Here is a 13,098-nt window from a genome sequence, read left to right on the forward strand (position 1 = left end):
ATATAACCAAATATAACCACCACCTATATGATGGGTGGTGGTTATATTTATATGCTAGACATTGACAATATCAATATGGCATCATCGATGACCATAAAATAGGCATTGTCATAAGTGAGACGTTCTTCCGATTCTAAATCGAAGATCACGACACCGCTCGTTAGCCCTTCCGAATATTCATGGACGAGATAGCGGTGACCGATGACGCGTTCGAACGGTTCCACGTCGATATAACGCGCACCGGTTGCGAGGTCAATGACTTCTGAGTGCATATCCGTCTCATCAACTTTGATGAAAATCGTCGAACTTATATCGTCGTAAGTGAAATCAATCGGTTCATAGGCACCCCAATCGACGACCGATACTTCATTCAAGACATCGGGAGCCGTCAAATCATAGATGACTTCCTTATTTAACGAGTCAACAAAAGCGGAGAATCGAAGCGTCCCTTCATTTTCTCCGAGATATTGGACCGTGTCCCCTTCCCCTTGTAGACGAAGGACATCATCGAATGGCAATTCGTCCCGATGATCCCATATCGCCTCGACCGCCTCTTCAAGTGGGCAAATCAATAATGCCTCGGAATGGTCAATCGGGTCGTCAGGAGAGATGCGCCCATCATCGAGTGCATTATAATAGTCAAACTCATCGAGTCTTGCGTTACAGACGATGTATGGAACACCGGCGAATGTGGTCGTAAACAAATATAATTCTCGGAATCGTTCCGTCTTACCGACGAGGCGCTCATCTCGGATACGCTCCCGTTGATTGGTCACCCGGTCATAAAGCCATGCTTCATCCGATGATTCAAACACCGTCAAAAAGAGGAAGTAACGATGATCCAATACCCAGAACAATGTGCTATTCCCACGCTTCTCAAACGTCGTGACAACTTCTTCGGTGCCTGACTTGTAAGAGAAGGCAATCAATTCTGTCTTGACTACCCCTTCACCGTCTGGAACCTCATTTATAAAGTAGACGATGTCTCCATCGACGAAAAGCTTGGGATAACCATAATCCGCGTACTCCCTTCGGTTCAATTGTGTGATCACACCGTCCTCTTCGTCAAAGCGATAGAGCGAGAATGTCGTTCGATCCATCTTCTCGCGATAGTAGACAGAGGAAGGGGTAATGGCGATCACATCTTCATGATCGATTGGCATGGCTCGTGCGTCAACGATTCTCATAAAGCACCTCTCTCTTGTCCGGATTCAGCGGGTTCGACTGTAACAAGCCCAGGTGGTCGTTTCGGGAACGTGATACGAAGATGAGCATATTCAATCACATCCTGATGCGGATGATTCTTGTCGATCCAGCGAATCCGTTGTTGATTCGCGAGAGCATGTCCAATCTTTTCTTCCATTTGGAATTTGGAGATGTCACGAAACGCGACTTCTTGAATGTACGTCTCTTCATCGGTCTCAAACTGTTGCCAGATCCCCATGATCAATTGACCGAGGGCTGAGACACGCCGTTCAGGGAGCGTGATTGTCCCTAGTGTTCGACTCACTTCCTTCAGACACTCGTTCGGATCGTCCGAGGCGGCAAATAGTCGTTTTGCCGTATTGTTCATGACGCGATAGCGACGTTTCCCACTTTCGAGCCTGAGCACCTGCGCGTACGGTTCAACCGGTACACCATGAAAAAAGGTTTCGGTCCCACCCCATGCGAATCCAAACGACGGATCGAACTTCCGGATTGTCTGCATGAAGGACATCATAAAGTCCTCGACTTCTCGCCTTTCGAGTCGAAGCCATTCGGCCAGGGCGAGGGTTCCTTTCTCTTTCGAAATCCGATCCACCGGGAAGAAGAGCTCACCATCCGATAGACGATGAGGTTTCAATTCGACACCGTCCGCACGATAATCGGTCGACGGCCTCCCCCCTCTCCCTGCGTATATAACCCACTCATCCTCTGTGCTTTCGATGGCATAGGCTTGATGTGCCCATGGCGGCGTCACGTATAAGGCTGGATACTCTTCAAAGGTGTCAAGGTGAATGTACGACCGGTCATTCCAAAGGTGGGCGACGAGACGCACGACCTCCCCTGTCTCCGAATCTTTCGGGGCGATGTAATTTCCCGTATCCCCGATAAACGTCAAGATATGAAAACCATATCCGTTATAAAGGTGACGCACAATCCGTTCAAAGACGGCGGTCACCATTCGTTCAAATAACGGATGGTCTTCATTCCGATCGAGCGTTGGCGAATCGACCGTACACATGAGCCAACCCATCCGCTCATATAAACGGACTCGGAGCGGATAAGAGATCAATGGAGAAGAACTCGCAAGAATCTCAGTCAAGCGGATATTGGACATGTTTTCGACTTGCAAGGTGAAGCCGCTACGCCTTAACTGTTCCTCCATCTTTTTCTTCCAGTTGATCGTCTCCATCCCATCCACTCACTTTCTTTCATCATCTCATTGTGAATTTTTCCCGATTCTCGTTTTACACAAACGCTTTTCGCTTCATTTGCGCGCTCAGCCGATGAATCGCCTCGTCCAACAGTTCACGACGAGTCCCGATATTCATCCGTTCGAACGCTTCACCTTGAGGACCGAACGGACCACCCGGTGACAAGAAGATCCGAACCTCATGATGAAGCCATGACTTCCGCTCCTCGGCAAACATCGGTAACTCCGAGAAGTCGAGCCAAAGCAGATAACTCGCTTCCGGACGGGTCGTATGGAGCATCGGAAGGTTTGATTCGATGGAATCGATCACGTCATTCATTTGTTGCTCCAATTCTTCTCGCAACTGGTCGAGCCAACGTTCCGCGCGGTTGTCGGTATACGCGGCGATGATAGCCGTGTTCGCGAACGGTGTCGGGAGCACATGATGTTTGTTCTGTACTTTCGTGATTTGCTTCCGCCACTCATCGACCGGACAAATGATGTAGGACGCAAATAATCCGGCGATATTAAATGCTTTTGAGGGCGCACTTACCGTGATGACACGCGAGTCGAGTGTGCCGATTGCGGTATGTTTATGAGACGGGAATGTCAAATCTGCATGAATCTCGTCAGCGACGACAATCACCTCATATTGATCCGCGAGTTCTACGACCTTTTCTAGTTCTGCTCTCGTCCAGACACGCCCAACTGGATTATGTGGGGAACAGAGTAGGAAGAGTTTCGCTTGTTTCATCGCTTCCTCGAGTGCGACAAAATCCATCTCGTAGCGCTCGTCAATTTTTTTCAACGGGGCATCGAACACTTGTCGCTTGGAACCGACAACGAGTTCGTGGAATGGTGGATAGACAGGTGACTGGATGACGACGCCATCTCCGACTTCAGTCAACGCCTCGACGATATGCGTCAACGCAGGCACGACACCGCTAGAGAATAACACATGGTTCGGGTCAACAATTAAATCGTGACGTCGGCCGTACCAATCACTGACCGCCTTCTGCGCTTCAGGTGCGAACAATGTATACCCGAATTCCCCTTGAGCGGCTTTTATAGCGAGCGCCTCGGAGATGGACGGTGCAGTACGGATGTCGATATCCGCTACCCATAGCGGTAACACGTCTTCTGACAAACGGAACCATCGTTCCAACCCATCCCACTTCACCGAATTCGTCCCTTTACGTTCAAGTTGTTGTTGTAAAATTGATTTCATGTTCATCCCTCCTACTCTTACTGTATCAAAGTTGATTCGACTACGTGCCAAAAAAAGCATGGCAGTTTTTTGCCGACTTCGTTATACTCTATCGAGATAAGAAAGGAGGCACATCAATGCGTGTTACCGTCATTCGAAACAAACGAAGAAAAAGAGCTGCCTTTTATGTCACACCGGAAGGAATCGAACTCCGAGTCCCGGCTCGATTACCAAAACGTCTCGTCGACCGCGCACTAGAAGAGCACGACACATGGATTCGTGAGACGTTGCAGAATCTTCCTCAACAGATGTCCGTTCTTGATCGCGGACTTGTGCTTCACGGAGAGCATTACCCGGTCAGAAGAGACAGCGGGCGGACGCTTCGGCATGACGGCACGTCTTTTTGGGTTTCGGAAGCATGGGACGACGCTACACTCTGGAAACAGTATGAGATTTGGCTTCGTGAACGTGCCTTACACTATGCGATCGAGCGGGCACCAATTTATGAAAAGATCTTAGGCGTTAAAGCGAAAAAGATTCGTATCGGTCACCAAAAGACACGCTGGGGATCATGTAGTTCGAATGGAACCATCTCCATTAATGTTCGCCTCATGCTGGCGCCAAAAGAGATGATGGACTACGTCATCGCTCACGAATGGGTGCATCTCGTTCACTTCGATCACTCCCCTTCTTTTTGGAGCACGTTACAAACGATCTATCCGAATACCGCTACAGCGAAAGATTGGTTGAAACGACACGGACATACGTTACGACTCAAAAAAACCGACTGACCCCGTGTAGGGTCAATCGGTTCACAGGTTGGATGTAAATGTGTCGGCCGTATCATGTAACTCGGCTGCTGCCTGCTCGAACGTATGGAATCGCTCCATCGTCTGTTCCATCGTTTTTGCACTTAACTGAATCTCTTGATTGGACGCAGTGACACCTTCTACAATTTTCCGAAGCTCGACGTTCATCCCTTCCGTGTTCGAGTTGACGTCGATGACCGCACGTTCAACCATACGGGAGAGGTTGCGGACCTCAGTCGCAACCACATTAAATCCAAGCCCGTGTTCACCTGCTCGTGCCGCTTCGATGGCAGCATTCAGGGACAATAGATTCGTTTGTGCCGCAATCTCTTTGATCGACGAGGCAATTTTCGCGATGTCATCGGCTTGACGACGCAAGTTCTGAAGGGCATGGAGGTTGTCCGCGGCATCTTTTGCAAGCTTTTCAATCGTTTCATTCAATACTTTCGTGTCTTGCATGCCTGTCTTTGCCCGTTCGTCGAGCACATCGGTCATCGATTTAAAGCGATACGCATAATCCTCAATCACTTGTTGCCGTGCGGTGATGTCCGATGCGATCTTGACGACACCGATGACATCATCTCCTTCAAAAATCGGCATATACGTCGCCTCGAGCCAAATGGTTTCCCCTTTTGCATTCTCACGCTCCACTTTATCCGAGAAACTGAAACCATTCCATAATTTCTCCCAAAATGCCGAATACTCTGGACTATTGACAAAGGAAGAAGGGCAGAACAAGTGATGCTGCATGCCAATCATCTCCTCGCGTCTATATTTCATTGCTTTCGCAAACGTATCGTTCACATCGACGACCCGGCGTTGACGGTCGAATCGAATCATCGCCATATTCGTTTCAATGGATTGAAAAACGTCTGCAGATTGAATTCCTTTTTGGTTCAAAGTACTCATTATAGATAGCAACCTTTCTTATTCTTAGGATGTTCGTACTAAATCGTGAATTTCAGTGTAACGTATCCCATAACATTCCATTACTCTCTTTTTATACAGAAGGTCAATATCTTGGGTTTGAAGTATTTACCAAATAAAAAGACGCCGAGGGGCGCCTTTCACTCATCTAAATCAGGGAAATAGGAGAAAAACGTTTCCGCCCCTGCACTGCTCAGTTTGAACGTTTGGTTTCGTGTTTCATCCGTCACATAGACATCTACTTTTTTAGACCGTTTCTGGAAGCTTAACTGAAATTCTTGCCCTTTCCATCCATCTATGATGGTGAGAAGGGGATAGTCCCCCACTTCTCCAGCTCGATCCACCGGTTCTGCCTCCTTAAATGCGTTCATCAAATCAGACATGTCGATGCCAGCCGCACGCAATGTATCCGGATAATTCAATGTGGCCTCCGCATCTAACGGTTTTTTATGGAGAAAGAAAAACGGACCTCGCGGAACGGAAGGATTTGCAATGAGTCCTGCTTCAGTGGATTCTTTAATGGAATCTTTCGTGGCAAACTCGCCCTTCGTGTACGTCAAGCTGACTTCTTCTTTCACACGCTTCCCATTTTTTATGTATGAGAATATGTAAAGAGGTGTCTTAACCCCCGGCTCTAATGTATCCGTCTGGAGGACCCGTTCGACTTGTAATCCTTCGAACTGGATGGGGACATGTGCGCCGTCTTTCTCATCCCATACAAGGAAAGGTTGAATAGATGTCGTACCGTTCGTAGTTTCGAAGTAAAAGTGAGCGGCTTTCAATTTGTCATTATATCCGAGTGCAATCTTTGCGGTTCCCATTTGCGCATTATATGGTTCAATGGTCGAGATGGGAAAGATTCCTTCCTGTTCACCTACTGTTAACGCAATCGCGCCATTCAAAGGAGAGGTCAAATGAATCATCGTGTCTTCGAACAGGTTGATGGGCATCCCAAGGTACTCGGATGGGTCACTCTGTTCTGCGACGTGTTCTTCCTCTTTCGTACCCGCTTTCATCTTCGGGACGCTCGGGACTTTGATACCCGCTGATAAATCGAGGAAGTCCGGTAGTTCATCAATCTTCCCTAATTTCATGTTGGAATAGTCTCCATCATAGCAAATGGTGTAGTTTTCTTTTCCTTTCAAGAAAGTCACCAATTTATATGAGCTCGGATCATAATCTGATATCATGACTTTCCGATTCACCGCATATGAATTGAAAACCGTTACATCCCCCTCGATCTGAGTGAGCGGTTCACCCGTACAAGCGCCGAGAATTGCAGTCGACCACGTCTCCGACTCGGCATCCATCTGATTCGAATACAAATCGCCCACGTTCCATTGCTCAGGCATATAGTCCAACTTTACGACATCCATCTGTTCTCCAGCACAACCCGACAAAATCCCGACTGTGCTTAACATCAATAGCATTCGTTTCATCATGACTCTTTCACCTCCGGAAATAGATCCAAGAACCGTTCCGCTCCTTTGCTTGATAATTTGAATGTTTGATCGCGGAGCGGGTCCGTCAGATAGACATCGATTTTTTTGAATCGTTCCTTGAAACTTAACTGAAATTCTTGAGCACCCCAACCATCGATGATCGTGAGACGCGAATAGTCAGTCACATCTCCAGCACGTTTGACAGGTATTGCGTCATCAATCGCATTCATCAGATCTGATATGTCGTTCTCTTCAGCCATTAGCACGTTTGGGTACTGAATATCGAGCGCACCGTTTAATGGCTTCTCATGAACATAAACGAATGGACCATTTGAATGGCTAGCGTTTTGAACAGGATCATGTGTCGAAAATTCACCATTCAAATAAGTTAAACTGATCTCCTCATTCACACGTTTCCCATCTTCAATGAAGGAGAACGTGTAGAGAGGCGTCTTGACACCAGGTTTAAGAATGTCTTCCCGAAGTACCTGTTCTACTTGTAGCCCTTCGAATTGAATCGGCATGTGTTTATGTTCTTTTTCATTCCACACGACTAAAGGAAGTATGGTCGTCAATCCATCTTCTTTCTCATAATAAAAATACGCTTCTTTCGATTGTTCGTCATACCCAAGCGCGATTCCTACTTCTTCCGATTGGGCACTAAATGGCTCTAAATGTGAAATGGGGAACAGTCCTTGTTGATCTCCAATCGTTAAATCGATTTGGCCATATAATGAGGGTGTCACATGAATCATCGTCCCTTCGAGGAGACGGATGGGAGCAGGATAGAAATGACCTTCGTCTTTCTGTTCCATTTCTTTCAATTCTTCATGTGTACCCGAGCGAATCGTTGACGTACTCAAGATGTCGGTCCCTTCTTCCGTATGAACAAAGTGAGGAAATTCATCTATCTCTTCCGCCCTTATCTGTTCAGATGCACTGTCATAGCAAACGGCGTATGGTCGATTTCCTTCCATATACATCACGTTTTTATGTGCATCATCGAACTTTCGATTCAATTCATACGAATGATAGACGGTGACGTCTTCTTCGATTCGTGAAATTGCTTTACCAGAACACGCATCGAGTAAATCGGCCGTCCACATCACCGACTTGGCATCCATATGACCTGATTGAAGATCTTTCACATTCCAGTGTTCCGGGAGGTAGTCTATCTTTACGACATCCATCTGTTCATCATCACAACCTGTCATCAAACCAATACAGCAAATGAGTAAAAGAATTCGCTTCATAATGTTTCCCTTAGGCGCGGAAATATGTCTAAGAACGCTTCCGCTCCTTCGCTCGATAATTTAAATGTTTGATCGCGGAGCGGGTCCGTTAAATAGATATCAACTTTTTTCGAACGCTTTTGATAGCTGATTTCGAATACTTGACCCTTCCAACCGTCTGATAAAGTCAAATATCGATATTCTGAATCTTCTCCGTGACGATCGACGGGGTCTGCCTGATTGATGATGTCGAACAATTCTTTCGCTTCCTCTTTAGTGGCCTCACTATATTCTGCGAATTCCATCGCCCCTCCATCGTATGGGTGGCGATGGACGATGACCCTTGGCCCGGCTTCTTCAACAGGCAACCAATCTTCAAACATCGGGTCCGGTTCTTCACCGTCTTTTAGCAATGTCCCAGGAACGAAGCGAATCGTCATCGTTTCGGACACACGTTTCCCGTTTTTCAAATACGAAAAAGTATAGAACTGATGCTCCTCTCCTTCGTTCAGTTCGCGAACTGTAGCGACTGTCTTGATTTCCAGCTCGGAATAGACCGTATTCTCTTTTGACTCAGGGGCATCTAACTCACCAAACTCGATCGGGTGAGGCATAAAAAATTGACCGTCGAACGAGTAGAGAATATATGGACGAAACGTCTTGTTATCATATCCGATGGCAATCTGTTGATTCGGCATCTCAAATCCTCGCGGCTCGAACTGCGCAATCGGATAACGAATCACCTTGCCATCAAGTTTCATTTCAAGTTCGCCGTAGAGCGCCGGTTCGATTTCTAATAACGTATGCGGGAACGGGGTGATGGAATTCCCGTCGATGTCCAATCCTTCTGCTTCCACCAACTTATCTTGTAGTGCGGAAGATGTCTGATGAATACGAGGGAGTTGTGGAAGTCGAATTCCGTCACTTGTATTCACAAAGTCTGGAAACGAGTCAATCGCTTCCGCCATCAGTTGATTGGTGTAGCTTTCACGACATACGGCATACCGTTCGTCACCTTCTAAGTACGTCACGACTTTCATCGTATATGGGGTCATTGCTGAAACAGGCTCGGTTCTCCCTGCAATCGCCGTTTGATATACCGTAATGTCACCCTTTAATTCGGTTGCACGCTCCCCTTCGCATGCAGCCAATACTTCTTTTGACTCATGAACTTTAATCATCTCTCCTTCTTTTGAATAGCTTTCCACGTTCCATTGATCCTCTATGTAATCTAGTTGAATGACTTCTATATTAGATGCCCCACAAGCGCTTAAAAATGAAGCACTAAGTAACATCATGATTCCTCTTTTGTACAAAATATCCCCTCCTATAATCTCATCATCCAATTTTACCATTATCTAACTATCCTATACGAAAAAAATCCGCTCACGTTTCATGAGCGGATGGTAGAACAATCATTTACTTTGGTCGATGGCACGTTGCAATCGGGACTCGACGTCTAACGCGACGGCTTGTAACGATTCGTCATCGATGAGGCGAATTAATTCAGTCGGTCTCGGCATACCAATTTGGGTATGGTCTTCTTTTTCGAACACCGCGATTTTGCATGGAAGGAAGTAGCCTCCTTCTAATTGTTGCGACAGCACTTCTTTTGCCGCCTTCGGATTGCATACTTCTAAGATACGATACTTCCCATCAATCCTCTGTCCCTTTTTCTCGAGCGTCTCACTCAAATCAAAGTCCCAGAGCACCCCGAATGATTCTTCTTTCAATGCTTCTCCGAGACGAATGACAACATCATCCACGGTACGGTCAGATTGTACGGTATAGTCAAACATCTTCATTCCTCCTTATGTGGTTACTCATGAAATCTGTACCCGAACGAAGTCATGCTCAATCAAAAAGAAACTGTATGTGATTTGAAACATAATCACGCACTCGAACGTATAAAAGGAGATAATAGTTAGAACCAAACTGATGTAAAGGAGAAGTGGTTGTCGTGACGGTCACGGTATTCACGCATACAAGCTGCAGTTCTTCCAGAAAAACGATTGATTGGTTACGGGAACAAAAAATTCCCTTCATCGAAAAGAAATTGACAGACCAAGGTTTATCCTTCGGAGAATTCAAAGAGATGTTGAGCCTGACGGAAAATGGGACGACCGATTTGTTGTCGGTCCAAAAGAGTGTCTATAAACAAGCGGCAGAGAAACTTGACGAGATGTCGATTCGTGAGCTATATAGCTTCGTCGCCTCGAATCCTCAAATCCTGAAAAGTCCGATCGTCTTCGATCATCATCGCATCCAGGTCGGTTTCAGTGAGAAAGAGATTCGGACGTTCATCCCGAGACATGACCGCATCGCCGAACTGAAACGTCTGCTCCATAACGCATAAATCGTGTCGCTTTCGCGACACGATTCTTTTTATGCCTTTTTCAATTTTGCCGCCAGTCGATTCCCGAAGGATTGGATGGATTGAACGAGGAGGATGAGGACGAAAATGGTCACGTACATGACTTCCGGTTCGAAACGGAGATGTCCGTATTGATAGGCGATATCACCTAGCCCACCTGCTCCGACGAGTCCGGCCATGGCCGTCGCTCCAATCAACCCAATCGTCGCAATCGTCAATCCGAGAACGATGGAAGACCGAGCTTCTCGAATGAGGACGTACCAGATGATTTTTCTCGTCGAGATTCCCATTGCCTCATACGCCTCGATGACCCCGCGGTCGACTTCGAGTAGTGCAGACTCCATGAGTCGAGCGATATACGGAGCGGTGAAGACGATCAAGGGGAGCAAGACGCCCTGCACGCCGATTGTCGTCCCCATGATGAACCGCGTGAACGGTAAGATGAAGAACAACAGAATGATGAACGGGATGGAACGGATGACGTTGATAACGCTCGATAAGCCACCATAGACGAATCGGTTTGCGAGTCTGCCATTCGGTCTCGTCAAAACGAGCAACGTCCCGAGCGGCAATCCGATCAAGGTCGAGATCAAAAGCGCGATGCTCGTCATCGTCAACGTTTGAACCGTTCCTGTCCAGATTAAGTCACCCCAGTCTGTCCAAAACTGTTGCATGGTTTGACACCTCCCTCACATGTACGCCGCTCGTCTTCAAATAACGGACGGCGAGTTCCGTTTGATCATGATCCCCGTCAAGATGGACGAGCAAGTTTCCGACAAGCCCCGCCTTTAACTTCTTGATTCCGCCTCCGATGATGTTCGGTAGGATGCCGAACCGCTTGGTCAATTGTGCCAGGACTGCTTGTTCTGTCTGACTGCCGATGAACGACAAGTGGACGAGCGTTCCCCGAGTCTGGAGTTCCGAGACGACTTCTTCCGGCACGTCGAGGTTTGTCTTAAGAAACTTCTGGGTCGTCTCGTGTGACGGATTGGAGAAGACGTCTAGTACGTGTCCTTGTTCAACGATTTGGCCACGATCGATGACGGCGACCCGGTCACAGATTCGTTCGATGACTTCCATCTCATGTGTGATCAAGAAAATCGTCAATCCGAGCTCGCGATTGATTTCGAGCAGTAACTCTAAAATCGACTCGGTCGTCTCAGGGTCGAGTGCACTTGTCGCTTCATCACTGAGGAGAATATCAGGCTCGTGGGCGAGCGCTCGCGCAATGGCGACACGTTGTTTCTGTCCACCCGACAATTGTTCAGGGTAATGGTTCCGATGTTCGCTCAGTCCGACGATTTGGAGATAGCGGTCGACCCGTTCACGGATGACCTGCTTCCCCAGACCTTCGAGACGAAGCGGGATGGCGACATTCTCTTCGACGGTCGCAGTCTTCAGCAAGTTGTAGTGCTGAAAGATCATACCGATTCGCTGGCGTAACGTCGACAACCCTTTCTTTTTGAGGAGCGTGATATCTTGTCCCTCAATCTCGACAACCCCTGATGTCGGACGCTCCAAAAGATTGATCATCCGGATGAGCGTACTCTTACCGGCACCACTTCGTCCGATGATTCCGAAAATTTCTCCTCTCTCAATCGTGAGGGAGACATCATCGAGTGCCGTGATTGTGTCTCCGTTGACCTTGAACTCCTTGGTGATTTGTTTCAGTTCAATCATAAGACCCCTCCTTAAAACGCCGGCACGACCGAACCATTGAATTCTTCTTCGATGAAGGCACGTACTTCCTCTGAATGATAGTAAGACTCGAGCGTCTTCACGACTTCATCTTCTTTATTGGCTGAACGGACGACGACATAGTTCGGATACGGGTTATCGACCGTATCTTCATGGAAGAGGGCATCTTCATTAATGGATAGACCCGCTCCCATCGCGAAGTTCGTGTTGATAGCTGCGAGTGCCACTTCCGGGAGTTGCGTCGGCAGTTGGGATGCTTCGAGTTCAATAAATTCGAGGTTGAGCGGATTCTCAGCAATGTCGCGCTTCGTTGCTTTATCCGTCAATCCTTCTTTTAATGTGATGAGCCCAGCCGTTTCATATAGTCGTAACGCACGGAGCTCATTCGCCGGGTCGTTCGGGACGGCCACTTTATCGCCTTCCTTTAAGTCCTTGATATCCGTCAATTTCTCTGAATAGAGCCCCATCGGGAAAGCGACCGTCTTGAAGACGTCGTCAATCTTATACCCCTTGTCCGCTTTTTGCAGTTCGAGGAACGAGAGCGTCTGATAGCTGTTCACGTCGAGACTCCCTTCATCGAGAGCCGTGTTCGGCGTGTTGTAATCGTTGAATACTTTGATGTCGATTTCAAGCCCATCTTCTTTTGCGAGCTCCTGTACTTTCTCGGCGATCTGTTCGTGTGGTCCACCAGTGACGCCGATCGTCAGCTCTTTCGTGCTGAGCGTCTCGCTCGCCTCGGATTGTCCGCACGCTGAGAGTGCGATGGCCGCAAGGATAGATGTACCTGCCAAAATGGTTTTTTGTTTGATGTTCATGAATGATTCCTCCTCCAAATGAAAAGCCCGCTACTCAAAAAGAGCGGCGGGCACGACACGTGAAAGTCGGACACGCTCATCTCCCAGACGTCTCGTCTGTTGGAATTAGCACCATGATCATTTCTGATCTGGTTGCCGGGTTTCATCGGGCCAGTCCCTCCACCACTCTTGATAAGCAATCGGTTCTATTATTTTGTTA

Annotated in this window: 13 protein-coding genes and 1 riboswitch; of the genes, 2 read left to right on the forward strand and 11 right to left on the reverse strand. The window is 47.6% G+C overall.

The window, feature by feature from the left end; translation table 11 throughout:
* Nucleotides 1–47 precede the first annotated feature (47 nt).
* The 3 genes from KNO78_RS04130 to KNO78_RS04140 are packed head-to-tail and all read right to left on the reverse strand — an operon-like array spanning nucleotide 48 to nucleotide 3,623.
* Complete coding sequence (locus KNO78_RS04130) at nucleotides 48–1,187, reverse strand: hypothetical protein (RefSeq protein ID WP_214690888.1); 1,140 nt, start codon at nucleotides 1,185–1,187, stop codon at nucleotides 48–50.
* Nucleotides 1,184–2,395: a hypothetical protein gene (locus KNO78_RS04135; protein WP_214690887.1), complete on the reverse strand. Its 1,212-nt coding sequence runs from the start codon at nucleotides 2,393–2,395 to the stop codon at nucleotides 1,184–1,186. The genes KNO78_RS04130 and KNO78_RS04135 overlap by 4 nt, the downstream gene beginning before the upstream one ends.
* A 55-nt stretch (nucleotides 2,396–2,450) precedes the next feature.
* A complete protein-coding gene (locus KNO78_RS04140; RefSeq protein ID WP_214690886.1) occupies nucleotides 2,451–3,623 on the reverse strand; it encodes a MalY/PatB family protein in 1,173 nt (390 codons plus the stop codon).
* A 116-nt stretch (nucleotides 3,624–3,739) separates the two neighbouring features.
* Here KNO78_RS04140 and KNO78_RS04145 point away from each other — a divergent pair, with 116 nt between their 5' ends.
* Nucleotides 3,740–4,393: a M48 family metallopeptidase gene (locus KNO78_RS04145; protein WP_214690885.1), complete on the forward strand. Its 654-nt coding sequence runs from the start codon at nucleotides 3,740–3,742 to the stop codon at nucleotides 4,391–4,393.
* A 21-nt stretch (nucleotides 4,394–4,414) separates the two neighbouring features.
* On the opposite strand, the gene KNO78_RS15665 is transcribed toward KNO78_RS04145, so the two are convergent.
* From KNO78_RS15665 to KNO78_RS04170, 5 genes are all read right to left on the reverse strand, one after another.
* Nucleotides 4,415–5,320, reverse strand: a complete 906-nt coding sequence (locus KNO78_RS15665) for a methyl-accepting chemotaxis protein (protein ID WP_214690884.1) — start codon at nucleotides 5,318–5,320, stop codon at nucleotides 4,415–4,417.
* A 158-nt stretch (nucleotides 5,321–5,478) separates the two neighbouring features.
* Nucleotides 5,479–6,780 carry a hypothetical protein gene (locus KNO78_RS04155; RefSeq protein ID WP_214690883.1) on the reverse strand — a complete coding sequence of 434 codons (1,302 nt, stop codon included), beginning with the start codon at nucleotides 6,778–6,780 and terminating at the stop codon, nucleotides 5,479–5,481.
* Nucleotides 6,777–8,033, reverse strand: a complete 1,257-nt coding sequence (locus tag KNO78_RS04160) for a hypothetical protein (RefSeq protein ID WP_214690882.1) — start codon at nucleotides 8,031–8,033, stop codon at nucleotides 6,777–6,779. The genes KNO78_RS04155 and KNO78_RS04160 overlap by 4 nt, the downstream gene beginning before the upstream one ends.
* Complete coding sequence (locus KNO78_RS04165) at nucleotides 8,030–9,328, reverse strand: hypothetical protein (protein WP_214690881.1); 1,299 nt, start codon at nucleotides 9,326–9,328, stop codon at nucleotides 8,030–8,032. The genes KNO78_RS04160 and KNO78_RS04165 overlap by 4 nt, the downstream gene beginning before the upstream one ends.
* A 99-nt stretch (nucleotides 9,329–9,427) precedes the next feature.
* Nucleotides 9,428–9,811 carry a DUF302 domain-containing protein gene (locus tag KNO78_RS04170; RefSeq protein WP_214690880.1) on the reverse strand — a complete coding sequence of 128 codons (384 nt, stop codon included), beginning with the start codon at nucleotides 9,809–9,811 and terminating at the stop codon, nucleotides 9,428–9,430.
* Nucleotides 9,812–9,972: 161 nt separating this feature from the next.
* Between KNO78_RS04170 and KNO78_RS04175 the strand changes: the two genes are divergently transcribed.
* A complete protein-coding gene (locus KNO78_RS04175; RefSeq protein ID WP_012726343.1) occupies nucleotides 9,973–10,368 on the forward strand; it encodes a Spx/MgsR family RNA polymerase-binding regulatory protein in 396 nt (131 codons plus the stop codon).
* Nucleotides 10,369–10,397: 29 nt separating this feature from the next.
* Here the strand turns inward: KNO78_RS04175 and KNO78_RS04180 are convergent, their stop codons facing one another.
* From KNO78_RS04180 to KNO78_RS04190, 3 genes are read right to left on the reverse strand one after another with little or no spacing between them, the layout of a single operon-like run.
* Nucleotides 10,398–11,060: a methionine ABC transporter permease gene (locus tag KNO78_RS04180; protein ID WP_012726344.1), complete on the reverse strand. Its 663-nt coding sequence runs from the start codon at nucleotides 11,058–11,060 to the stop codon at nucleotides 10,398–10,400.
* Nucleotides 11,032–12,066, reverse strand: coding sequence for a methionine ABC transporter ATP-binding protein (locus KNO78_RS04185; RefSeq protein WP_012726345.1), 1,035 nt, complete (start codon nucleotides 12,064–12,066; stop codon nucleotides 11,032–11,034). The genes KNO78_RS04180 and KNO78_RS04185 overlap by 29 nt, the downstream gene beginning before the upstream one ends.
* A gap of 11 nt (nucleotides 12,067–12,077) precedes the next feature.
* Entirely contained in the window at nucleotides 12,078–12,899 is an 822-nt protein-coding gene (locus KNO78_RS04190) for a MetQ/NlpA family ABC transporter substrate-binding protein (protein WP_047795298.1), read from the reverse strand.
* A 73-nt stretch (nucleotides 12,900–12,972) separates the two neighbouring features.
* Nucleotides 12,973–13,077, reverse strand: a riboswitch (SAM riboswitch).
* Between the last annotated feature and the right edge of the window lie 21 nt (nucleotides 13,078–13,098).

Origin of the sequence: Exiguobacterium sp. s132 (assembly GCF_018617235.1) — a bacterium.
Taxonomy (GTDB): Bacteria; Bacillota; Bacilli; order Exiguobacteriales; family Exiguobacteriaceae; genus Exiguobacterium; species Exiguobacterium profundum.

What these genes read in the sequence shown, in the direction of transcription:
- KNO78_RS04160 (WP_214690882.1), bottom strand. Translation starts at nt 8,033, where the DNA reads ATGAAGCGAATTCTTTTACTCATTTGCTGTATTGGTTTGATGACAGGT.
- KNO78_RS04140 (WP_214690886.1), bottom strand. Translation starts at nt 3,623, where the DNA reads ATGAAATCAATTTTACAACAACAACTTGAACGTAAAGGGACGAATTCG.
- KNO78_RS04130 (WP_214690888.1), bottom strand. Translation starts at nt 1,187, where the DNA reads ATGAGAATCGTTGACGCACGAGCCATGCCAATCGATCATGAAGATGTG.
- KNO78_RS04135 (WP_214690887.1), bottom strand. Translation starts at nt 2,395, where the DNA reads ATGGAGACGATCAACTGGAAGAAAAAGATGGAGGAACAGTTAAGGCGT.
- KNO78_RS04180 (WP_012726344.1), bottom strand. Translation starts at nt 11,060, where the DNA reads ATGCAACAGTTTTGGACAGACTGGGGTGACTTAATCTGGACAGGAACG.
- KNO78_RS04185 (WP_012726345.1), bottom strand. Translation starts at nt 12,066, where the DNA reads ATGATTGAACTGAAACAAATCACCAAGGAGTTCAAGGTCAACGGAGAC.
- KNO78_RS04190 (WP_047795298.1), bottom strand. Translation starts at nt 12,899, where the DNA reads ATGAACATCAAACAAAAAACCATTTTGGCAGGTACATCTATCCTTGCG.
- KNO78_RS04155 (WP_214690883.1), bottom strand. Translation starts at nt 6,780, where the DNA reads ATGATGAAACGAATGCTATTGATGTTAAGCACAGTCGGGATTTTGTCG.
- KNO78_RS04170 (WP_214690880.1), bottom strand. Translation starts at nt 9,811, where the DNA reads ATGTTTGACTATACCGTACAATCTGACCGTACCGTGGATGATGTTGTC.
- KNO78_RS15665 (WP_214690884.1), bottom strand. Translation starts at nt 5,320, where the DNA reads ATGAGTACTTTGAACCAAAAAGGAATTCAATCTGCAGACGTTTTTCAA.
- KNO78_RS04145 (WP_214690885.1), top strand. Translation starts at nt 3,740, where the DNA reads ATGCGTGTTACCGTCATTCGAAACAAACGAAGAAAAAGAGCTGCCTTT.